Below are 25935 nucleotides of genomic sequence, written 5' to 3' on the forward strand. Positions count from 1 at the left end.
GTCCTTCAATAGCGATATTATGCTATGGAGTAAACCTGCTATTTTTTAATGGCAGGTTTTACTTTATAACTTTACCAGACTCATTATGTGTATTCGGGTTGTGATTTTTTTTCTTGGTAACTTTGTAAGTTCCTAAAATAAGCATCGAAGCAGCTAATACTGTAAAAAGGAAATAAAATGATCTCTTATCCATACATTAAAAATTTAAATTGAAGATGTGCAAAACCTGTGCCTATTCTGATTTGCAGGAGAAATTCTATTCTGAATGAGAAGCGGAAGAATTAGAAGAGCAAATGGTAAGGCACTGATTGTTAACCCCAATTTAAAAATAATTAAGAATAATAACAAATAATTCAACAAAAATCAGAAAATTTATTTTGGTAAAGGAGAGGTCTGATCTGCATCAATCGCCTGCCAAATCATATCCTTTAACTCAACAAGCCCTTTTTGTGCAACTGAAGAAATAAATACAGAAGGAATATTTGCAGGAAGATCTTTTTTAATTTCTGCAACCAACTCTTCATCCAGCATATCAGATTTAGTGATAGCTAATAGATGAGGTTTTTGCATTAACTCAGGATTGTAGTCGAGCAATTCTGATTTAAGAATTTCGTACTCTTCTGTGATCGTTCTGTTAGTATCGGCAGGAACCATAAATAAAAGAACGGAGTTACGTTCGATATGACGCAAGAAACGGTATCCTAAACCTTTTCCTTTTGACGCACCTTCAATAATACCAGGAATGTCAGCCATGACGAACGATTTATTCGCACGGTAAGATACAATACCTAAGTTAGGGACAAGCGTTGTAAAAGGATAATCAGCAATTTCAGGTTTAGCAGCTGATACGACTGAAAGTAAAGTAGATTTTCCAGCATTAGGAAATCCAACTAAACCAACGTCAGCCAAAACTTTTAATTCAAGTACCACCCATTGTTCGGTACCTGATTCTCCAGGTTGTGCGAAACGTGGTGTTTGCAGTGTAGAAGTTTTAAAATGCCAGTTTCCAAGACCTCCTCTACCTCCTGCTGTCAGGATTTCAGTTTGTCCGTCTTCGGTAATTTCAAAAAGATCTTCTCCAGTTTCAGCATCCTTAGCAATAGTTCCCAGAGGAACATCAAGGTATTCATCTTTACCAGATTTACCTGTACTGGTAGAACTTGAACCAGGTCCGCCATCAGTAGCAAGAATATGCTTGCGATATTTTAAGTGTAAAAGGGTCCAGAACTGTGCGTTTCCTCTCAGAATAATATGTCCGCCTCTACCACCATCACCACCATCCGGACCACCTGTTGAGGTCATCTTATCACGGTGTAAATGCGAAGATCCTGACCCTCCTTTTCCTGAACGGCAGCATATCTTAACATAATCTACAAAATTCGAACCCTGTGACATAACCTTTTATTTTTTCTTACTAATAAAAATAGCGGGAAGAACTTACATCCGTCCCGCTATTCATTATATTATTTTAATTAATATTTATCAAGCACTTCGCATAGTTCAGCAAAGATCTCATCGATCTGGCCTATGCCATTTACTTTTCTTAATTTGTTCTGTGCTTCATAATATGGCAAAACATGAACTGTTTTGCTGAAATACTCATCAATACGCTTTTGTAACTTGTCTGCATGATCATCAACTCTGTTGGTTAACTTCTGACGTTCGGCAATCCGTTTTGTCAGTTCAACCTGGTCAACGTCCAGTGCAATTACAACTGCGATAGAACTTCCTTTACTTACCAAAAATTCATCTAATGCTGCTGCCTGAGCTACTGTTCTCGGGAAACCGTCAAAGATAAATCCTTTAGCATCAGGATTCTTATCTACTTCTTCTTCCAGCATAGCAATCGTAATCTCATCCGGGACAAGCTGTCCGTCTGCTATAAGCGCACTTACTTGTTTACCAAGTTGGCTTTGATTAGTGATATGTGCTCTAAAAAGATCACCTGTAGAAATATGTATCAATTGATAACGATCAATCAATTTTTGTGATTGAGTGCCTTTACCTGCACCCGGTGGGCCAAAGAGAACAAAATTTAGCATTTGGGTTGTCTTTAAAATTTAAAAGCCTTTCCGCGATTTGCTTAAGGCTTTTCAGTTGATTATATTAGCTTCTAAAAAAAAGAGATTTAACCACTGAAAACAATTTATTTATTTTTGTTAATTTAAATCACATTAATCCCTGACTATATCTTCAGTAAAAGCACTGAACAAACAAGAAAAGGTTTAAGTTATAAATCAGCCTTAGCCAAAAAGACGAGCCTTTTGTTCCAATTGACTATTTTCCTTCAGAAGAATTCAGTGCCATTAAAAAGAAAATTTCTCCTCTTTATTACAAGTAACTTTAAATCTTTTCAAGGCTGCAAATATATAATTATTAATTTACTATACTTACTTTTTTTCAAAATACTGCTGTGTATTAGCCCTCTGATTATCTTCCCTAACTTCTGCTTTATGAGGAATCATTAGCTGATTTTGTGGCTCAGCAGGCTCCAGCATTCTTTTAACCAGCATCATGAATAAAGCCGCTCCTCCAAAAGCAAGCATGACCCAGGGTGTACTATGTATTCCATGTGCAGCAATGGAAAATCCACCGATAGCTGTTCCAATTGAAATACCGAGGTTCCCAAAAGAAATTGATATACTATTTGCAAATTCAGGTGCTTCTGGCGCAGTCTCTATCATGTAGGCCTGGGAAGTCAGAAAACATGGAGTTTGTATGAATCCCCACACCGCTATAAGGAGTACTGTAGCCACAGACATAGGTCCTGAAAAATAGATGGGTACAGTAATCACGATTAATGCGATCAGAAAAATTGCGGTTATCCGGGTGATATTTTTTGTTAATAATTTACCTGCAATATAGTTACCCAGAACACCTGTTAATCCGAATAGTAAAAGCATCAGACTAATTGTCTGCTCATCCATTCCATTAACTTTGCTTAGATAATCAGCAAAATAACTGTAGGTACTAAAAATTGATCCGATCATCAAAAATGCAAATAGGGAACTGGCAATAAAAACAGGTTTTTTTAAGATCCGGAGCTGTGAACTATATGATTTTTTCTCCGCAACCGGCATGGATGGAAGAAGCGCTATAATTGCCATAAGTACTGCTAAACTAATCACAGCCTGTACCATAAAGGAAGATTGCCAGTTATTAAACAATCCGGCAATATAAGTTGCAAATGGTACAGTAGTAATCGTAGCGATTCCGATCCCTCCTATTACAATAGCCATCATTTTATGCGCGTCTTTCCGGTCTGCATGCGTAGTTGCTGCTGCAACAGCAGTTGAAACTAATACCGGGTGAAGGAAGGCGGGTAAAACTCTCACGAGCATTAACAGCCAGAATGGAGGTGCTAAGGATGATATGACCCCGGTAAACAGGAATATAGACATGGTTAAAGCCATCAGATATTTACGGTTATAACCAGATGCAAACATCGTCATAAAAGGGCCGGCCAGCGCAACAATCATTGCATAGGCGCTTAATAACATACCCGCTTTATCAATACTGATCTGATAATAATCAGCTACCTGAGGAAGTATTCCAATTACCCCAAATTCAGTTGTAATCATGCCGATCAGGCTAAGACAGCCGATATAAGCTATTTTATTTTTCATTGATATAAACTACTTAATATGGAATAAACATTCCTTTTAAATGAATTTAGTTTTTTACCGCATCCCAGGCTGCCTGGATATAATTATCGATGGTTTCTTCTCTGAGTGCGATATAATTACTATGGTGCAGTTTGACCAGCGACACGAGAGATCCACTTGTAAAGCCTATCCATTCTTTAATGTCTCCATCTTTCATGAGTTGCTGTTTTTGACCATCGAGATAAACCTGATCAAGGTCTTTGAGGTATAAACTTCCATGATGCTTAGCTTTCGGATCAATTGCAGGGGAATAATAGAATTGCTCTAAAAACATGAAATCTAAAGGCTCAGACAGGAAATATGTAATCATTTTCTTCCATAAATAAACGAATCTTTGTTTAACTGAAAGATTTTCATCGTATCCTTCAGCGATTATAGATGATTCTTTGGTCTTTAAATAGAAGTATAATTCATTGACCAGAGATTCTTTATTAGGGAAGTAATTATATATAGCCCCCATTCCTGTGTCTGCTGCTTTGGCTATTTCTGACATAGGAGTTGATTCAATACCTTTCTGGACTATTAATTTCAACGTGGCATTCAATATTTGCTCTCTTTTATTCATATAAAATTGTTCATTGAGATTACAAATGTATTAAAAATGGAATATATATTCCATTTTTAATACATTTAATCATTCAAGAAGCCATAGCTTATGCTAATTATCAGTTCTTTTTTAAATTATAAGCTTTAGTTTTGTGAAATGAAACAAAAAGTAGCTGACCCTAAAACAAGGATACTGGAAACAGCAACCAGACTTTTCTATACTCAAGGTTATAATGCTACTGGTATCAATCAGATTATCAAGGAGGCTGAAGTTGCACGCGCAAGCTTGTATATGCATTATCAATCTAAAGAAGAGCTATGCATTGCCTTCCTTAATTTCCGTCACAAGTACTGGTTTGATGCCTTGATGAAATTCACTGAAGAGTTAACTGATCCTGAAGAAAAATTGATGGCGGCATTTGATTTTCTGATCAGCATGAATGATCAGGAAGACTTTAGAGGTTGTGCCTTTATGAATATACTTTCGGAAATCAGTCCGGCTGATCAAACTATCTATACTATTATTCAGCACCACAAACAGAATTTACGCGATTATCTGGCCGGCATATTTCCTGAACAAGGTCAATTGTTAAAAGATCACATTTACCTTTTATTTGAATCCTCTATGCTGGAAAGCCATCTTTACAGAGATCAATGGCCAGTTATTCAGTCAAAAAAAATTATAAAAACATTGCTTTGATTGTAATAAAAACAAAATAGACCGATCTGTCTGTTTTATGAATAATACTCATACATTTGTACTGTCAAACACAGACAGATCGGTCTATCTTCAAACGTATTAAATCAATAAAACCATGGAAAAGAAATTCCCATTACCTCCATTCACTCAGGAAACAGCAATACTTAAAGTACAAAATGCTGAAGATGCATGGAATAGTAAAGATCCTGAACGCGTATCTCTGGCCTATACAATAGATACAGAATGGCGCAATCGTGATCAATTCATAAATGGACGTCAGGAAGTAGTCAGTTTCCTTACAGACAAATGGAAAAAAGAACAGCATTATAAACTTAAAAAGGAACTCTGGGCTTTCACAGACAATAGAATTGCGGTTAGATTTGAATATGAATTTAATGATGAATCAGGGCAATGGTATCGTGCTTACGGCAATGAAAACTGGGAATTCAATGCGGATGGCCTGATGCAGAAGAGGTTTGCTGCTATCAACAATATTCAAATTGAGGAGAAAGACAGAAAGTTATTTTAGACGCACTAAAAAATTCAATACATCAATTGCTTTATAGAAATTCAGGGCTATTTTTTCAAAGAAAACGATTTTTATGCATTACCAGCTATATCCTGAAAATTATGTTTAAGCAATTCTAATGGATGGTCTCTAATGACAAAGGCTTAAGAAGAGGCTAATTTTACAATGCTAAATCTTAATAGAATAAATTCATGAAAACAAAAAAGAGGATGTTCATCTTTTGATTGAACCCCAAAAGTTTTTGTGTGACTTTTGGGGTTCACTTCAATTTCAATAATAATACATCCTCTTTTTTTTAATCAGAAAATGAAATTATTTGTAATTGTAATCAACGATTACGCCATTGATAACTAAACGTTTATTTTTAACCTGCATTTTACCCTGAGCAGGAACACTTACCAAAACAACTGATTTTAGTGCTGGAATAGTCACATTAACCGCTTTAGACACATTACGCGCCACATAGCGTTGAGCTACCAGATCGTAAACATCTGATTTCGCCTGGGCAACTTTGAACGAAATGTTTTTAGATGCAGGGTAAGGATTATAAAATAAATGTGTCGGATAGGCATCTTGTTTAAAGAAATCGGTAGCCAGTAAATCCAAACTTAAAATACCTTTCACCTCGGTTTCTTTAACAATGCTACCAAAAATCCCAACATGCCCACTTCCATATACACTAAACTGCGAAACCTCTGGATTTTGACCAGGAACCCACTTTGGCCCGTCACCTTGTGCCAATGGTGCTGTCAAAGACTGATACAAGGTATCAAAAGTAGATGCTTTGGCAAAACCTTCATAAGCAATTACACCTTTGGTCACTGCTGCTAAACCAGGTAAAGTTTGATGCGCTTCAGGCATATACTGAGGGTAAAAAAGACGGGATGCATTGACTGCGTTCAACATCCATTTACCAATGGCATCTGCATACGCTGGTTTATACCTCACCATAGATACTAATGGCCATGCTGCATCAAAAGTATTCATTAAAAAAGCGTACCCGCCATGATCTACAGTGCTGCCCACGGTTCCGGAAATGTCAAAACCATTCCAGTTTCCGACCAGAAAGCCCCAACCCGCTCTGCAAACTGCAGTTCCGTCAAACGTCCAGTTCAGCATTTTGGCAATATCAAAATTAGTTCCTTGTTCTGCATTCATCCTGGCCGCTACATAAGCACCAAAAGGCATCAGCAGTTCATAAGTAGGATTGATCTTTTCACTTTCCAGAGCCTTCATGGCACTTATTGCACCTTTCAAGTAACGTGGATCACCAAACTTTTTATAGGCTGAATACAAAACGTATGCATGTCCGGCAGCTGCGTCCGGTTGGGCACAGATATGTGTAGACATGGGTTTCATCTTTCCATAATCAAAATAGGAATATTTGTAATTGCCGTTCAAAACGGAATCGGCCTTATAAAATTTCTCTGCGATGCTTCTGGCCATCATTTCAAAACCAGGCTCTGCAGGGTATTTGTCATAAACTGCATAAAACAACACATTGGGATACACATCGTACCACCAATCGCGACCGTAACCACCACCCAATAAAGCAACTTCAGGCGCGGTATTGTTCATCATAATATCCCATCCGGTATCTTTATTGAAATAATTCCGCAGCATCCCCACATAATTTAAACCCTGTTGTTTGCTTTTATCGATTCCGACCAGCGTAGCGCCTAAAACCCCGCCCATATTGGCCAGCGCTTCATGAAACATGCCTTTATTATGCTGTAAGCCTTGTCTCACATCTCCAACAGCGGTATACATCCCTAAGGTCGGTTCCTTAAAGTTTTTGCCAGTACTGTCTATCCAAACCATTGGCCAATATTTCCCTTTAGCGTTGAAATCATATACGGTGCGGTCAAATTTAAGCGCCATAGCTTTCCAATCTATAATTTGGAGCGGTTGAGGCAGATTGGCCATTGCGTCAACACGACTGATATTAACTTGTTTAACCTGAGCCTGGGAAAACGTAAATAAAAATAAGGTAAAGAAGGATATCAGTTTAAATTTCATAATATCGGGTTATTTTATGTATTTACTAAACTACTGAATGATTTGGATTGATAACACTGCTCAAACTTTCGGTTATCGATCTGGATATTGGCTTTTATACTCCGGATCTAATCTATACCGCTACTTCCTGCTTTAAATAAGGACAGTTGACCATCATTTTGCAGTGCCCAGATGACATTGCCTTTTCCGCTTTCGATTTTGACAACTGCGTTAAACCCATCCGCAGATTTCATTTGCTTAAACTGATTGGTCTGCCTGTCAAACCTGCTCAAACCATATGTTTTACTATAGCAGAAAGCAGTTCCATCTCCTGAAACAACCAATTTATATTCCTTTTCGGTTATGCTTCGTTTGATATTGAGATTGTAAAATATTGATAAAATTTACCCGTATCCTTTTCAAAACGGGTAATTCCACCAACCGTACTAATCCATATGTTAGCATTTTTATCTTCTTTGATATCCTGGATTACATTGTTACCAATTCCGTTTCCGTGATTTTCGGTATTGTGATTGAAGATCCGGAACTCCGTACCATCATACATATTCAAGCCGTCCCAGGTTCCGATGCATAACAATTGATCTTTATCCTGAAATACCCTATTAACAGCACTGTTTGATAAACCATTCCGGTTATCAAACTGCTGAAAGTAATACGCGTTAGTTTCTTGCCCCAATACAGGGCTCTGTTTGGTAATACAAATAAAAAATACTGCCAAACAGACCTTTAAAAGGTGCTTCATCTATAAGTATTGGGATTGCAGATTAACGTGTACAATATACGACAATTCTTCCGCCCGAATTTTAACAACACTGTCCAAATGACATCAAAAACCTTTTTAGGTGTTCCCGTTTGTTCGTACATCTTTGCAACATTTTTTTACCTACAAACTAAACAATTCACAAAATCTACATTTAACAAGTGATCAGAAGAATATACTCACCCAAATTGATGACTTATCTGCAAGGTTAAGCAAATCGAGGAAAATATTATGGATTTCCCAAAACCCCTGAAAACAAAAACACCTTAGATTTCTCTAAGGCTTTCAGTCTCGTAATGCTACAATCGAACCCCTTATACCGGTATTAAATTTTCATGACAGTCTGAATTCCCTATAAATACGGGTTACAATTTCTTAAAGGATATTTTTGTAACTATATGTATCTGACAGTAAACTGTGAGTTTGACAGGTTACATGAAATCATACTTTTCTGTTTACTCATTAGTAAGCAGTACTTTTCATTTTAAGCGTATTTTCACCAATATTAAATGCGTACAAAGAAGAGGGAACAAAAGTGAAATGTAAATCACCTATATCTTTAACACCTTGCTTATCAATAGAGGTTACTAATGCACTTTTGAAGTCATTTGCCTGACAGAATTGAATTAGACTATTCAATTCCTGAGGCTTTTCAAAATAACGGTTACTCCATTTGATCTCCATACCCCAAAGTGGTTTGAATTTCTTATCGTCCAAAAGAACAAGATCAACTTCTCCTTCTTTTTTATCTTTCCATCTTGCATACTTCAAATCCATATTGTCCCTATGCATCCATTGAGACAATATGGCCGTTTCTACCATATTTTCCATTTCGGCATCCGTTTCAGTTATAGGAGAAAATAGAGCTGTTCTTAACGATGGATTAGTCAGATATACTTTAAAACTTGTTACTCTTTTTAGACGCTTTGCAGTGATATCTACTTTATTTAAAACTTTAATTAAAAAAGCAGACTCCAGATATTCCAGGTATTTTTTCAACGTATCTTTAGGTATTCCACTTTCTCTGGACATAGTTTCATAAGAAAATTCGTTACCAGTATTATAGGCTATATATGTAAAAAAACGATTGAGTTCCTGTACATCTTTAATACCATAAAGACTTGGTAAGTCTCTTAAAAGTACTTTATCTACGATGTCATTTTTAATATATCGTCCCATATCACCTTGAATCTTTTCTGATAAAACCACTTCAGGATAACCTCCAAAATTCAAATAATTAATAAACTCATGATTTAAAGCTTTGATATCGTGTGTCAAGGTGTATGGAACCTTGCGTCTTCCATATTCAATTTCTCCTTCAGATACCAGGTGATCCATATTTTTCAGGTAGATGTATTCCTGAAATGTTAAAGGGGGCAGCATAAAATCAGTAAATCTCCCGGCACCACTTTCTGTACTATGCCACCTTAATGCTGCTGCTGCTGAACCCGAAACTATAAATTTAGTATTGGGATAAGAATCTACCAATACCTTCAAATGACGTTCCCAATCTTTTAAGTATTGTACTTCATCAAAAAACACATAACATCCATCCAAATTTTGAAGTTTAACAGCATCTCTCCCTAAGAAAAGTAAATCTTCCAAACTCAAACTCAAATAAATTGGGTTATCGATACCAACAAAAAATATTTTTTGAGGATTTACTCCTTCTTTTATCAGCTCATCAATAGCATGAAACATCAATACAGTTTTCCCTACACGCCTTGGTCCCATTAGAACAACTGCTCTACGAATATCTTTTTCTTTTACAAAAGGATAAAACAAATCAAAATAAAGCCGTTTTTGCATCGATTTATAGACAGAATGCACTTGTTTAGAAACCCACCAGGGATTTTCATAATGTAACCGTTCTATAATTTTCTCCGAAGGAATAAAGCTAGAAACTTTCATAAAAACATTTATTTAACCAAAAAAAAACAAAAATAAGCAGATTCGAAACTATCTATTTTTAGTATTAATGAGCAAATAAGAAAATATAACTACTTAAATTTTCTTATTTAATTGAAATTGATAAAAAATCGCTGAAATTGAATACGAAGTATATTCCATACACCTTTTAAATGGATCAAGTCATAAACTCGGAGAGCAGGCTCTTTTTTAAGCATAAATTTTGACACGCTAAACAGAAAGTCTTTGCTGTCACGGATGCTCTTATGCCTCTGGAAGTTGCGCTGAAAGCTTTCAATTTGCATGGGAATGGTTCAGGGAAAATAAGGCCGGGCTGTTCGTAAATAAATTCAAAATAGCTAAATCATAAAGCTATATCGGCCGGGTACTGTCCGGGTACTGGTCGGGTACTCGTTAGGGTAAGAGCAGTGCTAAAGTAACGCGAGAGCATGGCAACTCTAAGTCAAAACAACTAGTTGAAATGACTTAGACCTGCCATGCTTACAGCCCGTTTACAACCTGGTGTCACCCCGACCACCACTCAGGCACAACCAAACCATAACTAGTTGAAGATTAATGAAATTATAATTTTCCCTTTGACTAACTCACGGACAACTGCGGACAATTGCAGACAGCTGCGGACAATTGCAGACAGCTGCGGACAATTACGGACATTTTTTACGCATCAGGATAATCTTTAACGCTAATAGCTTACATTGGTGGAAAGGCATTTATTTATTATGGGAAGTTTAACGGGTAAATTTTCAAAGGGAATCCTGGGCGATTTCATTTTTAAAGCAGCAGTTTGGAGTACAGGTTATTTCAAAAGTTCTGTACCGGGCAAAAGGAAACAAACAATGGAAGCCCAAAGGCATCAGAGCACTTTCGTCAAAGTAGCCAGCCTGGAAAAATCAGGATCTTTCCTCCCCTTGAGAATTCCGCTGAAGCGTTGACCGATCTCTTATCAAAGTATTCAGGAGCGTTTAATAAGGATAAATTGAACTATAAATCAGGAAGTAATTAGTTGATTAAAGAATCGTAACCATCTGCTTTGAACTCAAAAAATATCAAATACCATAAATAAGAAAAGCCTTAGATTTCTCTAAGGCTTTCAGTGCACTTGTAGGGATTCGAACCCCAAACCTTCTCATCCGTAGTGAGATGCTCTATCCAATTGAGCTACAAATGCATTTCCCAATTCTGTATCGCTTTGGGATTGCAAAAGTAGTATTTCTATTTGAAATTCAAAACTTTTTTCAAATAAATATTCAAATAAATAAAGCGTCTTCCCCTACTATCCCTCTACAACTTTCTTAATTGCATCGAAATCAGGAAGATCACCAGCCGATTCTAAAACTTCAGCATAAATAATTTTTCCTTCTTCATCGATCACAAAAGCAGCTCTTTTGGATACACCTTTCAAATTATAGACAAATTCTTCATAAATTGACTGGTAAGCCGTCGATGTTTCTTTGTTAAAATCCGATAATAAAGGGAACTGATAGAACTGTTCTTCTTTAAATTTAGCCAGGGTAAAAGGTGAATCCACAGAAATACCTAATACTTCAGCATTCATTCCCTGGTAAAAACCAAAACTATCTCTCATTGTACAAAGCTGAGTAGTGCACGTACCAGTAAAAGCCATTGGGAAAAACTGTAACACTAATTTCTTTCCTTTGAAATCAGCTAATGATGTCTCTTTTAAATCTGAGCTGAATAATTTAAAATCCGGAGCCTGATCGCCTATTTGTAATCCCATTTTGAATATATGTTAGTTGTTTATATAATTATCTATTTCGCTTCCTGTTCAGTCAGCCTTTCTCTTTCTTTCAATTGTTCATCCAGCAAAGCCAGTCCCTGCTCAAAACTACGTGGCGCATAACCAAGTTCATGAATCGCCTTATCTAATATAAAACCAGTCTTCACCGGTCTGGCCGCCGGCTGATTAAGAGAAGCCGCACTAATCTCTGTAATGAGTTCTTTATTTAAGTTCCAAAAATCAGCAACCTTAAATACCAATTCTGAAATACTCATCATATCTCTTCCTGAAATATTAAATACACCATGCGCATCCTTCTCTACAACTAAAAAACAGGCATCTGCCAGATCCTCTGCCAGAGTCGGCATCCGCCACTGATCATTGACTACACGAATAGGAGTTCCTTTCTCCAACACGCCCTTAGCCCACAATACAATGTTACTTCTGCTTTCATCACTGATAATTCCATATACAATAATAGTACGCAGAATAGCCCACTTACCAGTAGCACTCTTTATCAATTCTTCCGCTTCTAATTTTGTCTTTCCATAATAGCTTAAAGGATTCGGAACATCCGATTCAAGATATGGGCCGTTCAAACCGTCAAAAATAAAATCCGTAGACAAATGAACCAATTGTATATCGTATTCTTCGCAGATCGTGATCAATGTTTTTACTGCTTCCACATTCAGTGCATAAGCCAGTTCTTTTTCCATCTCACATTTATCAACATTTGTTAGTGCAGCCGTATGGATGATCGCATCGGGCCTGTAACGCTCCAGAACTTCTCTCACATTCGCAGGATCAAGAATATCCATTTCCGCATACGCATAGCCTTGCTTGATTTTAAAACGGTTTTCTCCTTTCGAGGTAGCGACCAGATTAAATTGCTTCCCCGACAATATTGCTGCGGTAATTTTCTGTCCGAGAAGCCCGTTACTGCCCGTAACTAATACTGTTTTCATGCCTGCTAAATTATTGATAAAAAAACTGTGGAAAAACTTTTTATTTATATACAAAAATTATATCGAAAATCCTTAGCTTTGCAAACCGAATTGAAGCCTTTAAAACGGCCTTTAACAATTTGATATTTATAATTTTACCAAAAACAATATATGCCTAACATTGGAAAAATAGCGCAGATTATAGGACCGGTAGTAGACGTGAGTTTTGCTGACGATGCTCATTTACCTCAAATCTTCTCTGCATTAGAGATTGAAAAAGAAAACGGACAGAAAATCGTTTTAGAAGTTCAACAACATCTTGGTGAAGACCGTGTCCGTGCAATTGCAATGGACTCGACTGATGGTTTAGTACGTGGAATGGCCGCAGTAGATACTGGCTCTCCTATCAAAATGCCTATTGGTGATCAAATCAAGGGTCGTTTATTCAATGTTGTAGGTGAAGCTATCGATGGAATTAACACAGTTGATAAAACTGGTGGTAAATCTATTCACAACGCCCCTCCACGTTTCGACGAACTGTCAACAGAATCAGAAGTACTTTATACAGGTATCAAAGTAATCGATTTATTAGAGCCTTACGTTAAAGGTGGTAAAATCGGATTATTTGGTGGTGCAGGTGTAGGTAAAACTGTATTAATCATGGAATTGGTAAACAACATTGCGAAAGCATATGCTGGTTTATCAGTATTCGCTGGTGTTGGTGAGCGTACACGTGAAGGAAATGACCTTTTACGTGAGTTCATTGAGTCTGGTGTAATTAACTATGGTGATGAATTCCTGCATTCCATGGAAAAAGGTGGATGGGACTTAAGCAAAGTTGATACAGAGAAATTAAAAGAATCTAAAGCAACATTGGTGTTCGGTCAAATGAACGAGCCTCCTGGAGCACGTGCACGTGTAGCTTTATCAGGATTAACTGTAGCTGAATACTTCCGTGATGGTGATGGAGAAGGCGCTGGAAAAGATATCCTTTTCTTCGTTGATAATATCTTCCGTTTCACTCAGGCTGGTTCTGAAGTATCAGCACTTTTAGGTCGTATGCCTTCTGCGGTAGGTTACCAACCAACTCTGGCAACAGAAATGGGATTAATGCAAGAACGTATTACTTCAACTAAACGTGGATCAATTACTTCCGTACAAGCAGTTTATGTACCTGCGGATGATTTAACTGACCCGGCTCCGGCTACAACGTTTGCCCACTTAGATGCAACAACAGTATTATCACGTAAAATTTCTGAGCTGGGTATCTATCCTGCTGTAGATCCACTGGATTCTACATCACGTATCCTTTCTCCGGCTATTTTAGGAGACGAGCACTATAACACTGCACAACGTGTGAAAGAAATTTTACAACGTTACAAAGAGTTACAGGATATCATTGCGATTTTAGGTATGGACGAGTTATCTGAAGAAGATAAATTAATCGTTCACCGTGCACGTCGTGTTCAACGTTTCTTGTCACAACCTTTCCACGTAGCTGAGCAATTTACAGGCTTAAAAGGTGTATTGGTTGACATTAAAGAAACCATCAAAGCATTCAATATGATTATGGATGGTGAAGTTGATGAATACCCTGAAGCTGCATTTAACTTAGTAGGTGGCATCGATGATGCAATTGAAAAAGGAAAGAAACTATTAGCTGAAGCAAACGCTTAATTAAAGCGTATACACTCAACATATGACATTAGAAATATTAACACCAGATAAAAAAGTCTTCGAAGGCGAAGTTACAGCAGTTACTGTACCAGGTACGATGGGATCTTTTCAGATTTTGAGAGACCATGCTCCTATTATTTCAACTTTAGAAGATGGACCAGTAATTATTAAAAGCAAAGCTGACGAACAAATCTTTATTATTAAAGGTGGTGTTGTAGAAGTTTTAAAAAACAAGATTATTGTTTTAGCTGAGGGTGTAGCTTAATATTTAATCCTAAATTATTAAAAGAGAGTACTCCAAAAGGATACTCTCTTTTTTTATGCGCTATTCATACTTTAAAGCATCCACAGGATTTGCTCTCGCCACCTTAAAAGTTTGCAGGCTAACAGAAACTATGGCAATGAATACAGATAACAACAATGCTGCTAAAAATGGCCAGCAGCTAATCTCTATCTTATAATCATATTTCTGCAGCCATTTGAAAGCTAAAATATAGGCCACAGGAATAGAAATTAAATTGGAGATCATCACCAGTTTAATAAAATCCTTATTCAAAAGAACCAGTATACTTTTCATATCTGCCCCCAGCACTTTACGGATACTGATTTCTTTACTTCGCTGTTCTGCCATATATAATGCTAAGCCAAGTAAGCCAAGACAGGAAATGAAGATGGCAAAACCACCGAATATATTAGAAAGCGTACTTAAAACTTTTTCCTCATGAACCTTTTCCGCCATCTGCTGACTCACAAAAGTCATTTCAAAAGGATAGTCAGGATTAAGTTTCTGACTCAATGCCTTTATCTTTTCTATAGACTGAGTTATATTGACCGCTGGATTAAGACGGAGCACAAGCACATTAGCATTATCTTTTTCTGTATAAAAATATAATACAGGCTCTACCTTTGCTCCTAAAGAGGAATAGATATAATCCTTAATTACACCAATAACTGTAAAAGTCTGCCCCCAGTCACCATTCCTGATTTGAGCACCAATTGGATTTTTAAGATTCATTGTTTTCACCGCGGTCTCATTCAGTACAACAGCTAAAGAATCAGTAGCAAAAGCACGGTTAAAATCACGCCCCAAAAGCATTTTAGAACCAATAGTATACGTAAAATCATAACCAGAAAAATGAAGCTGCATCTTTATCTGTTCGTTTTTCTGTTGACCAGGCCATCCTATTTTCTCCGTGCTTACCGAATTATTTGTTACTCCGTTTGCTGTTTCTGTCGCCGCGACTATGGCGCCTGATTTCATTAATTCAGCTTTAAAAAGATCCAGTTTATATTTATCCCTCAAAGATCCGGATCTCCACAACTGAACCAGGTTATCTTTATTAAAACCTAAAGGTTTGGTGTTCATGTACTGCATCTGATTGTAAACAACTATTGCACATATAATCATCCCTATAGAAAACACAAACTGAAGAACTACCAATACTTTACGTATAGGTAAGGAAGTCTTACCTGCTCCTCTGAATCCTTTCAATACTTTAACAGGAATAAATGAAGACAAATAAAATGAAGGATAGCTTCCTGCAAGCAAGCCTGTAATGATAATCAGCAGCAACAGTGTCACCCAGATACCATAGGAATGGTAATCGATGACGATATGAATACCCAAAAGATCATTAAACCAGGGCAATGAAACTTCCAGCAGTATAAATGCAAATAGCATCGCCAGGAAAGATAACAATAAGGATTCCGTTAAAAACTGCCATACTATTGCCTTCCTGGATGACCCCAGAGTTTTACGAACGCCCACCTCTCTGGCCCTTTTTTCAGAACGTGCAGTAGAAAGGTTCATGTAATTTATACAGCCAATAAATAAAACGCAGCCAGCCAGCATCAGATACAGCCTCACCTGATCAATTCCCCCTCCTACCAGCTTTCCATTTTCAAATGAGGTATATAAATGATTTTTCCTGAACGGGAAAAGAAAAAACTCAATGTATTTCTCCCCATTTTGTTTTTGCATAAAAATCTTTCGCATTTGCGCATCTGCTGCTGCAAAAGAACTTGCATCTTTCAGCTGGATCAGCGTATTTAAAGCACCATCACTCCAATCCATGCGTGTAAAGTAAGGCTGTTCCTTTTCGAGCAAAGACCAGGTCATCAGCATATCAAACTGATAGCTTTGATTCGCTGATTTCTTAATGACCGCAGTAACAACTAGCGGAATACGGTTATCGAATTTTAAAGTCTTGCCTACAGGCTCGTCATCTCCGAAAAATATTCTTGCCGTCTCTTCCGTAATCACTACAGAAGAAGGTACTGTTAAAGCGGTTGCAGGATTTCCTTTGATAAATTCGTAATTGAATAGCTGGAGAAAAGAAGCATCAGTATAGATGATTTTTTTATTGAAGCTGTTCTCCTTATACCTGAAAAGCCCGCCGCTCTCAGCTAAACGACACGTATATTCAATTCCTGGTATGGTTTGCATTGCAGTAGCCGCAAGCTGGCTGGGTGTACCATATGCACGATTCGTGGTCACCTTATCACTCATCCGGTCATTTTCATACACAGAATATATCCTGTCAATATTCTTAAACTGCTTATCGAAGCTCCATTCGTAATTCACATACAGCAATAACAGCAAACAACTGGCGAGCCCGATGGCCAGTCCGCCAATATTGATCAGCGAAAAGACTTTGTTCTTCCAAAGATTCCGCCAGGCGATTTTTAGCGTAAGTTTATACATGTCGGTTTGTCAGGGTTAAGATACCAGTTAAAAACCACAGACACTAACTTTATGCCATAACAAAAACAAGCAAAACATGCTATCAGACACCGATTTAGTGCCTATACATTTAATATGAGTACGATATTGAACAACCTGCTGTACGGAAACGAACGGTATTTTAAAATCCAGCCTTGACAACACCAGATTATTCTTCCTGTGAAACCATCATAAATCCATTTTTCAACCCCGGTAATCTGGTACATTTTTATAAATTCCTCAGCACTTTTTCAGATTTTAAGCAGAATTTCTCCAAAATTATAATGCAAGCATAAAACTTATACCGAATACCGATATCATATTTGGTATAGTACACACCAGTTTTAGAAATGCTAATCCTATTTTACACCAAATTTTATATTGAATAATTACAGTTTTTATATATTATATTTTTTTTCATTTATTTTCATTCTGCTATTGACAGTATGTAAACCAAAAACTAAATTGTATTTATATAAAGCAAACATAAAATACAAGAAAATGCAAGGTTTATTCAAAGCGCAAATTAATGTCATTATTAACCTGATTGTTCTGCTGATTCTTCAGGAGAGTAAGGCGCTGTAAATGAATATTTAACCTAAAAAAATATCCGAAAGCGCCTCCCAACAGAGGCGCTTTTTTAGTAAGAGCAAAACCAAACCACCGAAACCAAGAAAAAATGCAATACTACGATTCAGCCACAGTACTTTACCTAAACGGGAAGTTTATCAAAGCCCCGGAGGCCAAAACGAGCTTGTATAGTCAATCTTTACATTATGGCTATGCAGTGTTTGAAGGGATCCGTGCGTACAATACACACAATGGAACCAGAATATTTAAAGCTAAAGAACACTATGAACGCTTAAAGCGCTCTGCCGAACTGATGCATATTCCATTTCCGTTTGATGTCAACGACCTGATCAAACAAACCTACAAACTACTGGAAAAGAATAAATTAAAAGACGCTTACATCCGTCCTTTAGTGTATTGCGCGCCCAACATGACCTTATCACCGGCAACAGAAGTTTCAATCATGATCTGTGCCTGGGAATGGGGAGCATATCTTGGAACACAATTACAAAAAGTTTGCATTTCCAGCTACCAGCGACCAAATCCTAAATCTACACACGTAGAAGCTAAAGCCAGCGGACACTACATCAATTCAATATTGGCCACTACCGAAGCAAAAAGCAAAGGCTTTGATGAGGCTATTTTACTGGATATGAACAACAACATCGCTGAGGCACCGGGAGCAAATATTTTCATTGAGAAAAATGGCAGACTATATACTCCTCCACTGGGAAATATCCTTGCAGGAATTACCAGGGCAACCGTTATCCGGTTATGTAAAACACTTGATATCGAATGTATTGAAAAACACTTATCGGTGGATGACCTGAAAAATGCAGATAGTGCTTTCTTCTGCGGAACAGCAGCTGAAGTTATTGGTATCGCCTCTGTGGATGAAGCAGCTTTCACTGCAACATGGACAGAAACCCTGGGCGCAACTATACAGCGCACCTATAAAGCATTAGTATTAGAAAAACAAAACTACGAAGTAATCATATAAACCTATAAAAAGATAAGATGTCACAAGAATCACCAGAATTGAACCGCTACAGCAAAGTTTTCACACAAGATCCTACCCAACCAGGCGCACAAGCAATGTTGTATGGTATTGGTTTGACCACAGAAGATATGCAAAAAGCACAGGTGGGTATTGCCAGCATGGGATATGATGGAAACACCTGTAATATGCACTTAAACGATTTGGCTAAAATTGTTAAAGACGGCGTGTGGAAAAATGATATGGTCGGCTTAACTTTCGGTACAATTGGTGTCAGTGACGGGATGTCAAACGGTACAGATGGCATGCGCTACTCACTGGTTTCCAGAGATGTGATTGCAGACTCTATTGAAACAATCTGTGGCGGACAATACTACGACGGCCTGATTACTATTCCCGGCTGTGATAAAAACATGCCAGGTTCAATCATGGCTATGGGACGCTTGAACAGACCTTCTATTATGGTTTATGGTGGTAGTATTCATTCAGGAAAATACAAAGGGAAATCACTAAATATAGTCTCTGCTTTTGAAGCATTAGGAGAAAAATTAGCCGGTAACTTATCAGAAGAAGATTATCAGGGTATCATCCGCCATACCTGTCCCGGTGCGGGGGCTTGTGGCGGGATGTATACCGCAAATACAATGGCCTCGGCAATTGAAGCTTTAGGAATGAGCTTGCCTTACAGTTCATCTTACCCGGCACTAAGTGACGAGAAGAAAGATGAATGTTTCCGCGCAGGAAAAGCAATCAGAGTCCTGTTGGAGCGCAACATTCTTCCTTCAGATATTATGACTGACAAAGCATTTCACAATGCCATTGTAACTGTAATGGTGTTAGGCGGATCTACAAATGCAGTACTGCATTTAATCGCTATGGCAAAATCTGTAGGCTTAAGCTTAAAATTAGAAGACTTCCAGCATATCAGTGACAATACACCTGTTTTAGCCGATCTAAAACCCAGCGGTCAGTATTTAATGGAAGATGTCCATGAAATAGGCGGCATACCAGCAGTTTTAAAATATCTGTTAAAAGTTGGGTTGATCCACGGAGATTGTATAACTGTTACGGGTCAGACCATAGCAGAAAATGTGGCCGGAGCAGCAGACCTTGATTTCGACAAGCAGAAAATCATTTTTCCGGTAACCAGTCCGTTAAAAGCTACTGGTCACTTACAAATGCTTTATGGAAACCTGGCCGAAAAAGGTGCAGTAGCCAAAATCAGCGGTAAAGAAGGAGAGAAATTTGAAGGCCCTGCCCGTGTATTCGAAGGAGAGCAGAAACTGATCGCAGGAATACAAAGTGGCAAAGTACAACGCGGTGATGTTGTTGTCATTACCAATGTTGGTCCAAAAGGAGCTCCGGGAATGCCGGAAATGCTCAAACCAACTTCTGCAATTATTGGTGCAGGTTTAGGTAAATCAGTGGCATTAATTACAGACGGACGTTTTTCGGGGGGTACACATGGCTTTGTAGTTGGCCATATTACACCAGAAGCCTGGGATGGAGGAAACATCGGACTAGTCAGAGATAACGATATGATCACTATAGATGCAGTAAACAATACGCTGCAATTAAATATATCTGATGAGGAGCTTGCACAAAGAAGGTCCGAATGGAAACAGTTACCACCACCCGTCAAAAGCGGCGTCCTTTACAAATACCTGAAACAAGTAAGTAATGCGAGCGAAGGCTGTGTTACAGATGCTTACACTGATTAATTAACCTAAGCCCCAATTTAAACGCGAACAAAATGGACACTACACAAGAGGCAACGACCAAGCTGGCAGAACCTAAAAAGACCACGCAGGTAACAGGCTCGGTAGCCTTACTCGAAGGATTAATTGCTGAAGGAACCGAAACTATTTTCGGTTATCCAGGCGGAGCAATCATGCCTATCTATGATGCAATTTATGATTATAAAGAAAAGTTAAACCACATATTAGTAAGACATGAGCAAGGCGCTACACACGCCGCTCAGGGTTTTGCCCGTACTTCGGGTAAAGTCGGCGTAGTTTTTGCCACCAGCGGCCCGGGGGCTACCAACCTGGTTACCGGATTAGCCGATGCACAAATAGACAGTACGCCTTTAGTTTGTATTACAGGACAAGTGTTTGCACACCTTTTAGGAACTGACGCATTTCAGGAAACTGATGTAATCAATATTACTACGCCCGTTACCAAATGGAACTACCAGGTAACAGATGCCAGTGAAATTCCTGCTGCACTGGCCAAAGCATTTTACATTGCCAGAAGCGGAAGACCAGGACCGGTATTAATTGATATCACCAAAAATGCGCAGATGCAATTATTTGATTACGAAGGTTATGTTCCTTGTAATCATATCCGCAGCTATCGTCCGAAACCAATTATCAGAAATGAATACATTGAGCAGGCAGCTGCTTTAATCAACAGTGCTAAAAAACCATTTATCCTTTTTGGACAAGGCGTATCACTAGGTAATGCAGAAGAAGAATTTAAAGCTTTTGTAGAAAAAAGTGGCATCCCGGCTGCCTGGACTATTTTGGGCGCCGGAGCCATTCCAACAGATCACCCGCTGAACGTAGGAATGCTGGGCATGCACGGTAATTATGGTCCTAACGTACAAACCAATTCATGTGATGTATTAATTGCCATCGGAATGCGTTTTGATGACCGTGTAACCGGCCGTCTGGATAAATATGCAAAACAGGCAAAAGTTGTCCATTTAGATATTGACCCTGCAGAAATTGATAAAAATGTAAAAGCAGATGTACCTGTTTGGGGAGATTGTAAAGAGACCCTTCCTTTATTAACAAAGCTGATTACTGAAAAAACACATGCAGGCTGGTTAGCAGAATTCAAGGCTTACGAAAAAATTGAAAAAGAAGAACTGATCCAGCCAGAATTAAATCCGCAAAGCGGAGAGTTGACTATGGGTGAAGTTATTCATCAATTGAACCTGCTCACTAAAGGCGAAGCAGTCATTGTAAGTGATGTAGGCCAGCACCAGATGGTAGCTTGCAGATACGGGAAACTGAATGCAACCCGCCTTACCGTAACCAGTGGTGGGTTAGGCACTATGGGCTTTGGTTTACCAGCAGCTATAGGTGCTAAATTCGGCGCGCCAAACCGTACAGTTGTTGCGGTAATTGGTGACGGAGGATTTCAAATGACACTACAGGAATTAGGCACGATTATGCAATTCGGTGTAGATGTGAAAATTCTGATCCTGAATAACCAGTTCCTGGGTATGGTTCGTCAATGGCAGCAATTATTTAATGAGAAACGTTACTCATTCGTAGACATTACCAGTCCTGATTTCGTCAAACTTGCTGAATCCTATTATATCGCCGGCAAAAAAGTTACTGAACGTGCTGATCTGGTTGGTTCATTAGAACAAATGCTGCAGCATCCGGGATCATTCCTTTTAGAAGTAATGGTAAGTAAAGAACATAATGTATTCCCTATGGTTCCTCAGGGCTGTAGTGTAAGTGAAATCAGACTTAAATAATTAACGATTATGAGCAATTCTCAGGACATAGAGTTAGCCAATGCTAAACAAGAATTTACCATTACGGTATATACTGAAAATCAGATCGGTATACTTAACCGTATTGCGATTATATTTTCAAGACGGAAGATCAATATTGAAAGTTTGAATGTTTCCCCTTCTGAAATTGAACACATCCACCGTTTCAATATTTTAATTACTGAAACTGAAGAGGTCGTTAGTAAACTGGCCAGACAGATTGAAAAACAAGTAGAAGTCCTCAAAGTATACTTTAATACAAATGAGGATATTATCTGGCAGGAATTAGCCTTGTATAAAGTACCTACTGATACCATTGTAGAGAAAGTAGTCGTAGAACGTTTACTTCGTGAAAATGGTGCAAGAGCTGTGGTGATCCGTAAAGATTACACGGTATTTGAAACTACAGGTCACCGTACCGAAACAGATAAACTAATCGAAGTATTGCAACCTTACGGACTGATTGAATTTGTCCGCAGTGCACGCGTTGCCATTATCAAAGACAGCGAAGGCTTCAATAGCAAGCTGAGAGAATTTGAACGTCGTGAACCAGGTCAGGAGGTCATAGAAAACGAATTCCTTGACAAAGAAAAGAACGTATTTACAATGTAATCCATTGTGAACCTGAAAAATTAACCAATAAACAATTCAAAGAACCTTAAAAATCAAAAACAATAAACGATGTCAAATTATTTTAACACACTTCCTCTTAGAGAAAAATTAAACCAATTAGGTGTTTGCGATTTCATGGACAGTTCAGAATTCCTGGATGATGTAAACGCATTAAAAGGGAAAAAACTAGTTATTGTAGGCTGTGGCGCACAAGGACTAAACCAGGGTTTAAACTTAAGAGATAGTGGTTTAAATGTTTCTTATACCTTGCGTAAAGAAGCTATTGAAGGTAAAAGAGATTCCTGGAAAAATGCGACAGAGAACAATTTCACTGTAGGCACTTACGAAGAATTAATTCCTGAAGCTGATGTTGTCATCAACCTGACTCCGGATAAACAACATACTGCGGTAGTTACTGCAATTATGCCATTAATGAAAAAAGGTGCTACTTTATTATACTCACACGGTTTTAACATTGTAGAAGAAGGCATGCAGATCCGTAAAGATATTACGGTAATCATGGTAGCCCCTAAATGTCCGGGAAGTGAAGTAAGAGCAGAATATGTAAGAGGTTTCGGTGTTCCGACCCTGATCGCTGTACACCCTGAAAATGACCCTGAAGGAAAAGGCCTGGTACAGGCAAAAGCATACTGCGTTGGAACAGGCGGACACAGAGCTGGTGTATTAAAATCATCTTTCGTTGCCGAAGTAAAATCAGATTTAATGGGTGAGCAAACTATCCTTTGCGGATTATTGCAAACAGGCTCTATCCTCTCTTTCGATAAAATGGTTGAAAAAGGAGTAGATGCAGGTTACGCTTCTAAACTTGTTCAATACGGTGTTGAAGTGATCACTGAAGCCTTAAAACAAGGTGGAATCACTGCCATGATGGACAGATTAAGTAACGTGGCAAAAATCAAAGCTTTTGAAATCTCAGAAGAATTGAAAACAATTATGCGTCCATTGTTCCAAAAGCATCAGGATGATATCATGAGTGGGGAATTTAGCCGTACCATGATGGAAGACTGGGCAGCAGGAGACAAAAACTTATTGGCATGGCGTGCAGCTACTGGCGAAACAGCATTTGAAAAAACACCAGCTGGTAACGTTAAAATCGGAGAACAAGAATACTTTGACAACGCTTTATTAATGGTTGCTTTTATCAGAGCAGGTGTTGAATTAGCCTTTGAAACTATGGTAGAAGCAGGAATTAAGCATGAATCTGCCTACTATGAGTCTTTACATGAAACTCCGCTGATTGCCAATACCATTGCGCGTAAAAAATTATTTGAAATGAACAGGGTAATCTCTGATACCGCAGAATATGGTTGTTATTTATTTGACCATGCCTGTAAACCTTTGCTGGCAGATTTCATGAAACAAGTAGATACTGATCTGATTGGTAAAAACTTTAACGAAGGCAAAGACGGTTCAGTAGATAACAGAGCACTGATTGCAGTGAACGAAGTTATCCGTTCACATCAGGTTGAAACTATCGGTGCAGAACTGAGAAAAGCAATGACGGCAATGAAATCAATTAAAACAGCATAAGAATAATAGAAGATCTCTCAGGTTAATAGCCTGAGAGGTTTATAAAACAAGCAAAAGATGTCAAAAACATTAGTAGAAAAAATATGGGATGCACACGTTGTAAAAAGCGAATCAGGATTTCCCGATATTCTATATATTGATACGCACTTAATCCATGAAGTAACCTCGCCGCAAGCTTTTGATGGCTTACGCAAAAGAGGCTTACCCGTTTTCCGTCCGCAGCAAACTGTGGCTACTGCCGACCATAATGTACCCACTATCGATCAGCTGCTGCCAATCAAAGAAGAATTATCACGTTACCAGGTTGATATGCTGACCAAAAACTGTGCAGAATTCGGTATCGAACTGTATGGTCTGGGACACCCATTTCAGGGAATCGTTCACGTAATCGGCCCTGAACTTGGAATTACGCTTCCAGGAAAAACAATGGTTTGCGGGGATAGTCATACTTCTACACACGGTGCTTTTGGTGCCATTGCATTCGGTATAGGTACCTCACAAGTAGAACAGGTTTTTGCAACACAATGTTTATTGCAGCAAAAACCAAAGACCATGAAAATTGAGGTTAATGGTACTTTAGGAAAAGGCGTATCTGCTAAAGACATTATTTTATATATTATCTCCAAAATATCAGCCGCAGGCGGTACTGGTTATTTTATAGAATATGCAGGTTCGGCAATTGAGGCTTTAAGTATGGAAGCCCGGATGACGATCTGTAATATGAGTATAGAAATGGGTGCCAGAGGTGGATTAATTGCACCTGATCAAATTACTTTCGATTATATCAAAGGCAGAGAATTTGCCCCTGCAGGTGCAGAATGGGATAAGTCCCTTGCTTACTGGAAAACTTTGTACAGTGATGCAGATGCTAAATTTGATAGCGTATTAACATTCCAAGCTGAAGACATTGCCCCAATGATTACTTACGGAACAAATCCGGGTATGGGGATGGGCATTCAGGAAAATATACCCTCTACAAACTCACAACCAGATAAAGAACAATTGTCTTATCAAAAGGCATTGGATTATATGGGATTTGATGATGACTCGTCTTTAATCGGAAAACCTGTTGACTATGTATTTATTGGAAGCTGTACCAATTCCCGTATCGAAGATCTGCGTGAAGTCGCAGAATTTGTAAAAGGAAAACAAAAAGCAGAAAATGTAACGGTATGGATTGTTCCAGGTTCAAAACAAGTGGAACAACAAGCCAAAAATGAAGGTCTTGACCAGATATTTGAACAAGCAGGCTTTCAGCTTCGTGAACCGGGATGCAGTGCATGCTTAGGGATGAATGAAGATAAAATACCTGCTGGAAAATACTGTGTTTCTACTTCAAACAGAAACTTTGAAGGTCGCCAGGGTCCTGATGCAAGAACTTTACTGGTAAGTCCACTAACAGCAGCAGCAGCGGCTGTTACAGGAAAAATTACAGATGTAAGAGAAATGTTGACCAGGGCTTAGA

Annotated in this window: 22 protein-coding genes and 1 tRNA gene; 11 read left to right on the forward strand and 12 right to left on the reverse strand. The window is 38.3% G+C overall.

Annotation, left to right across the window (positions count from 1 at the left end; translation table 11 throughout):
• Positions 1 to 372: 372 nt before the first annotated feature.
• The 4 genes from obgE to AB3G38_RS12690 form a co-directional block, all read right to left on the reverse strand.
• Positions 373 to 1395, reverse strand: coding sequence for a GTPase ObgE (gene obgE, locus AB3G38_RS12675; RefSeq protein ID WP_183868759.1), 1023 nt, complete (start codon positions 1393 to 1395; stop codon positions 373 to 375).
• Positions 1396 to 1472: 77 nt separating this feature from the next.
• Entirely contained in the window at positions 1473 to 2042 is a 570-nt protein-coding gene (locus AB3G38_RS12680) for an adenylate kinase (protein ID WP_367864277.1), read from the reverse strand.
• A gap of 348 nt (positions 2043 to 2390) precedes the next feature.
• Complete coding sequence (locus AB3G38_RS12685; RefSeq protein WP_367864278.1) at positions 2391 to 3626, reverse strand: MFS transporter; 1236 nt, start codon at positions 3624 to 3626, stop codon at positions 2391 to 2393.
• A gap of 46 nt (positions 3627 to 3672) precedes the next feature.
• The gene (locus AB3G38_RS12690) at positions 3673 to 4230 is read right to left on the reverse strand and encodes a TetR/AcrR family transcriptional regulator (RefSeq protein ID WP_367864279.1); all 558 of its coding nucleotides are present in this window, start codon (positions 4228 to 4230) and stop codon (positions 3673 to 3675) included.
• 138 nt (positions 4231 to 4368) lie between these two features.
• Between AB3G38_RS12690 and AB3G38_RS12695 the strand changes: the two genes are divergently transcribed.
• Both AB3G38_RS12695 and AB3G38_RS12700 read left to right on the forward strand, forming a co-directional pair.
• Positions 4369 to 4911, forward strand: a complete 543-nt coding sequence (locus AB3G38_RS12695; RefSeq protein WP_367864280.1) for a TetR/AcrR family transcriptional regulator — start codon at positions 4369 to 4371, stop codon at positions 4909 to 4911.
• Positions 4912 to 5026: 115 nt separating this feature from the next.
• Complete coding sequence (locus AB3G38_RS12700) at positions 5027 to 5440, forward strand: DUF1348 family protein (RefSeq protein WP_367864281.1); 414 nt, start codon at positions 5027 to 5029, stop codon at positions 5438 to 5440.
• A 312-nt stretch (positions 5441 to 5752) separates the two neighbouring features.
• Here the strand turns inward: AB3G38_RS12700 and AB3G38_RS12705 are convergent, their stop codons facing one another.
• The 4 genes from AB3G38_RS12705 to AB3G38_RS12720 all read right to left on the reverse strand — a co-directional run bounded on the left by AB3G38_RS12705 (position 5753) and on the right by AB3G38_RS12720 (position 10130).
• Positions 5753 to 7459 (reverse strand): hypothetical protein, encoded by a 1707-nt coding sequence (locus tag AB3G38_RS12705; protein ID WP_367864282.1) that lies wholly within the window; start codon positions 7457 to 7459, stop codon positions 5753 to 5755.
• Between the two features lie 107 nt (positions 7460 to 7566).
• A complete protein-coding gene (locus AB3G38_RS12710; RefSeq protein WP_367864283.1) occupies positions 7567 to 7731 on the reverse strand; it encodes a hypothetical protein in 165 nt (54 codons plus the stop codon).
• 68 nt (positions 7732 to 7799) lie between these two features.
• Positions 7800 to 8201, reverse strand: a complete 402-nt coding sequence (locus tag AB3G38_RS12715; RefSeq protein WP_367864284.1) for a hypothetical protein — start codon at positions 8199 to 8201, stop codon at positions 7800 to 7802.
• A 480-nt stretch (positions 8202 to 8681) separates the two neighbouring features.
• On the reverse strand, positions 8682 to 10130 hold the full coding sequence (locus AB3G38_RS12720) for an ATP-binding protein (RefSeq protein WP_367864285.1): 1449 nt from the start codon (positions 10128 to 10130) through the stop codon (positions 8682 to 8684).
• 737 nt (positions 10131 to 10867) lie between these two features.
• On the opposite strand from AB3G38_RS12720, the gene AB3G38_RS12725 reads away from it, so the two are divergent.
• On the forward strand, positions 10868 to 11080 hold the full coding sequence (locus AB3G38_RS12725; protein ID WP_367864286.1) for a hypothetical protein: 213 nt from the start codon (positions 10868 to 10870) through the stop codon (positions 11078 to 11080).
• 162 nt (positions 11081 to 11242) lie between these two features.
• On the opposite strand, the gene AB3G38_RS12730 is transcribed toward AB3G38_RS12725, so the two are convergent.
• From AB3G38_RS12730 to AB3G38_RS12740, 3 genes are all read right to left on the reverse strand, one after another.
• A tRNA-Arg gene (locus tag AB3G38_RS12730) sits at positions 11243 to 11316 on the reverse strand.
• Positions 11317 to 11421: 105 nt separating this feature from the next.
• Positions 11422 to 11886, reverse strand: a complete 465-nt coding sequence (locus AB3G38_RS12735) for a redoxin domain-containing protein (RefSeq protein WP_068406752.1) — start codon at positions 11884 to 11886, stop codon at positions 11422 to 11424.
• 32 nt (positions 11887 to 11918) lie between these two features.
• The gene (locus tag AB3G38_RS12740; RefSeq protein ID WP_367864287.1) at positions 11919 to 12851 is read right to left on the reverse strand and encodes an NAD(P)-dependent oxidoreductase; all 933 of its coding nucleotides are present in this window, start codon (positions 12849 to 12851) and stop codon (positions 11919 to 11921) included.
• A 150-nt stretch (positions 12852 to 13001) separates the two neighbouring features.
• On the opposite strand from AB3G38_RS12740, the gene atpD reads away from it, so the two are divergent.
• On the forward strand, positions 13002 to 14507 hold the full coding sequence (gene atpD, locus AB3G38_RS12745) for a F0F1 ATP synthase subunit beta (protein WP_183884431.1): 1506 nt from the start codon (positions 13002 to 13004) through the stop codon (positions 14505 to 14507).
• 22 nt (positions 14508 to 14529) lie between these two features.
• A complete protein-coding gene (gene atpC, locus AB3G38_RS12750) occupies positions 14530 to 14772 on the forward strand; it encodes an ATP synthase F1 subunit epsilon (protein WP_367864288.1) in 243 nt (80 codons plus the stop codon).
• A gap of 60 nt (positions 14773 to 14832) precedes the next feature.
• On the opposite strand, the gene AB3G38_RS12755 is transcribed toward atpC, so the two are convergent.
• Complete coding sequence (locus AB3G38_RS12755) at positions 14833 to 17211, reverse strand: ABC transporter permease (protein WP_367864289.1); 2379 nt, start codon at positions 17209 to 17211, stop codon at positions 14833 to 14835.
• Between the two features lie 697 nt (positions 17212 to 17908).
• On the opposite strand from AB3G38_RS12755, the gene AB3G38_RS12760 reads away from it, so the two are divergent.
• The 6 genes from AB3G38_RS12760 to leuC all read left to right on the forward strand — a co-directional run bounded on the left by AB3G38_RS12760 (position 17909) and on the right by leuC (position 25934).
• Entirely contained in the window at positions 17909 to 18799 is an 891-nt protein-coding gene (locus AB3G38_RS12760; protein WP_367864290.1) for a branched-chain amino acid transaminase, read from the forward strand.
• Between the two features lie 17 nt (positions 18800 to 18816).
• Positions 18817 to 20517 carry a dihydroxy-acid dehydratase gene (gene ilvD / locus AB3G38_RS12765; RefSeq protein ID WP_367864291.1) on the forward strand — a complete coding sequence of 567 codons (1701 nt, stop codon included), beginning with the start codon at positions 18817 to 18819 and terminating at the stop codon, positions 20515 to 20517.
• Positions 20518 to 20549: 32 nt separating this feature from the next.
• Positions 20550 to 22289, forward strand: coding sequence for a biosynthetic-type acetolactate synthase large subunit (ilvB, locus tag AB3G38_RS12770; protein ID WP_367864292.1), 1740 nt, complete (start codon positions 20550 to 20552; stop codon positions 22287 to 22289).
• A gap of 9 nt (positions 22290 to 22298) precedes the next feature.
• Positions 22299 to 22919 (forward strand): acetolactate synthase small subunit, encoded by a 621-nt coding sequence (ilvN, locus tag AB3G38_RS12775; protein ID WP_068406727.1) that lies wholly within the window; start codon positions 22299 to 22301, stop codon positions 22917 to 22919.
• A gap of 69 nt (positions 22920 to 22988) precedes the next feature.
• Positions 22989 to 24470 (forward strand): ketol-acid reductoisomerase, encoded by a 1482-nt coding sequence (gene ilvC / locus AB3G38_RS12780; RefSeq protein ID WP_367864293.1) that lies wholly within the window; start codon positions 22989 to 22991, stop codon positions 24468 to 24470.
• Between the two features lie 57 nt (positions 24471 to 24527).
• The gene (gene leuC, locus AB3G38_RS12785) at positions 24528 to 25934 is read left to right on the forward strand and encodes a 3-isopropylmalate dehydratase large subunit (protein ID WP_367864294.1); all 1407 of its coding nucleotides are present in this window, start codon (positions 24528 to 24530) and stop codon (positions 25932 to 25934) included.
• The last annotated feature ends 1 nt before the right edge of the window (position 25935 follow it).

The sequence above is a fragment of the Pedobacter sp. WC2423 genome, from assembly GCF_040822065.1.
GTDB lineage: Bacteria > Bacteroidota > Bacteroidia > Sphingobacteriales > Sphingobacteriaceae > Pedobacter.

What these genes read in the sequence shown, in the direction of transcription:
- atpC (WP_367864288.1), top strand. Translation starts at nt 14,530, where the DNA reads ATGACATTAGAAATATTAACACCAGATAAAAAAGTCTTCGAAGGCGAA.
- AB3G38_RS12760 (WP_367864290.1), top strand. Translation starts at nt 17,909, where the DNA reads ATGCAATACTACGATTCAGCCACAGTACTTTACCTAAACGGGAAGTTT.
- AB3G38_RS12715 (WP_367864284.1), bottom strand. Translation starts at nt 8,201, where the DNA reads ATGAAGCACCTTTTAAAGGTCTGTTTGGCAGTATTTTTTATTTGTATT.
- ilvB (WP_367864292.1), top strand. Translation starts at nt 20,550, where the DNA reads ATGGACACTACACAAGAGGCAACGACCAAGCTGGCAGAACCTAAAAAG.
- AB3G38_RS12755 (WP_367864289.1), bottom strand. Translation starts at nt 17,211, where the DNA reads ATGTATAAACTTACGCTAAAAATCGCCTGGCGGAATCTTTGGAAGAAC.
- ilvC (WP_367864293.1), top strand. Translation starts at nt 22,989, where the DNA reads ATGTCAAATTATTTTAACACACTTCCTCTTAGAGAAAAATTAAACCAA.
- AB3G38_RS12685 (WP_367864278.1), bottom strand. Translation starts at nt 3,626, where the DNA reads ATGAAAAATAAAATAGCTTATATCGGCTGTCTTAGCCTGATCGGCATG.
- atpD (WP_183884431.1), top strand. Translation starts at nt 13,002, where the DNA reads ATGCCTAACATTGGAAAAATAGCGCAGATTATAGGACCGGTAGTAGAC.
- AB3G38_RS12680 (WP_367864277.1), bottom strand. Translation starts at nt 2,042, where the DNA reads ATGCTAAATTTTGTTCTCTTTGGCCCACCGGGTGCAGGTAAAGGCACT.
- AB3G38_RS12735 (WP_068406752.1), bottom strand. Translation starts at nt 11,886, where the DNA reads ATGGGATTACAAATAGGCGATCAGGCTCCGGATTTTAAATTATTCAGC.
- obgE (WP_183868759.1), bottom strand. Translation starts at nt 1,395, where the DNA reads ATGTCACAGGGTTCGAATTTTGTAGATTATGTTAAGATATGCTGCCGT.
- AB3G38_RS12695 (WP_367864280.1), top strand. Translation starts at nt 4,369, where the DNA reads ATGAAACAAAAAGTAGCTGACCCTAAAACAAGGATACTGGAAACAGCA.
- AB3G38_RS12705 (WP_367864282.1), bottom strand. Translation starts at nt 7,459, where the DNA reads ATGAAATTTAAACTGATATCCTTCTTTACCTTATTTTTATTTACGTTT.
- AB3G38_RS12690 (WP_367864279.1), bottom strand. Translation starts at nt 4,230, where the DNA reads ATGAATAAAAGAGAGCAAATATTGAATGCCACGTTGAAATTAATAGTC.
- leuC (WP_367864294.1), top strand. Translation starts at nt 24,528, where the DNA reads ATGTCAAAAACATTAGTAGAAAAAATATGGGATGCACACGTTGTAAAA.
- AB3G38_RS12725 (WP_367864286.1), top strand. Translation starts at nt 10,868, where the DNA reads ATGGGAAGTTTAACGGGTAAATTTTCAAAGGGAATCCTGGGCGATTTC.
- AB3G38_RS12720 (WP_367864285.1), bottom strand. Translation starts at nt 10,130, where the DNA reads ATGAAAGTTTCTAGCTTTATTCCTTCGGAGAAAATTATAGAACGGTTA.
- AB3G38_RS12740 (WP_367864287.1), bottom strand. Translation starts at nt 12,851, where the DNA reads ATGAAAACAGTATTAGTTACGGGCAGTAACGGGCTTCTCGGACAGAAA.
- ilvN (WP_068406727.1), top strand. Translation starts at nt 22,299, where the DNA reads ATGAGCAATTCTCAGGACATAGAGTTAGCCAATGCTAAACAAGAATTT.
- AB3G38_RS12700 (WP_367864281.1), top strand. Translation starts at nt 5,027, where the DNA reads ATGGAAAAGAAATTCCCATTACCTCCATTCACTCAGGAAACAGCAATA.
- ilvD (WP_367864291.1), top strand. Translation starts at nt 18,817, where the DNA reads ATGTCACAAGAATCACCAGAATTGAACCGCTACAGCAAAGTTTTCACA.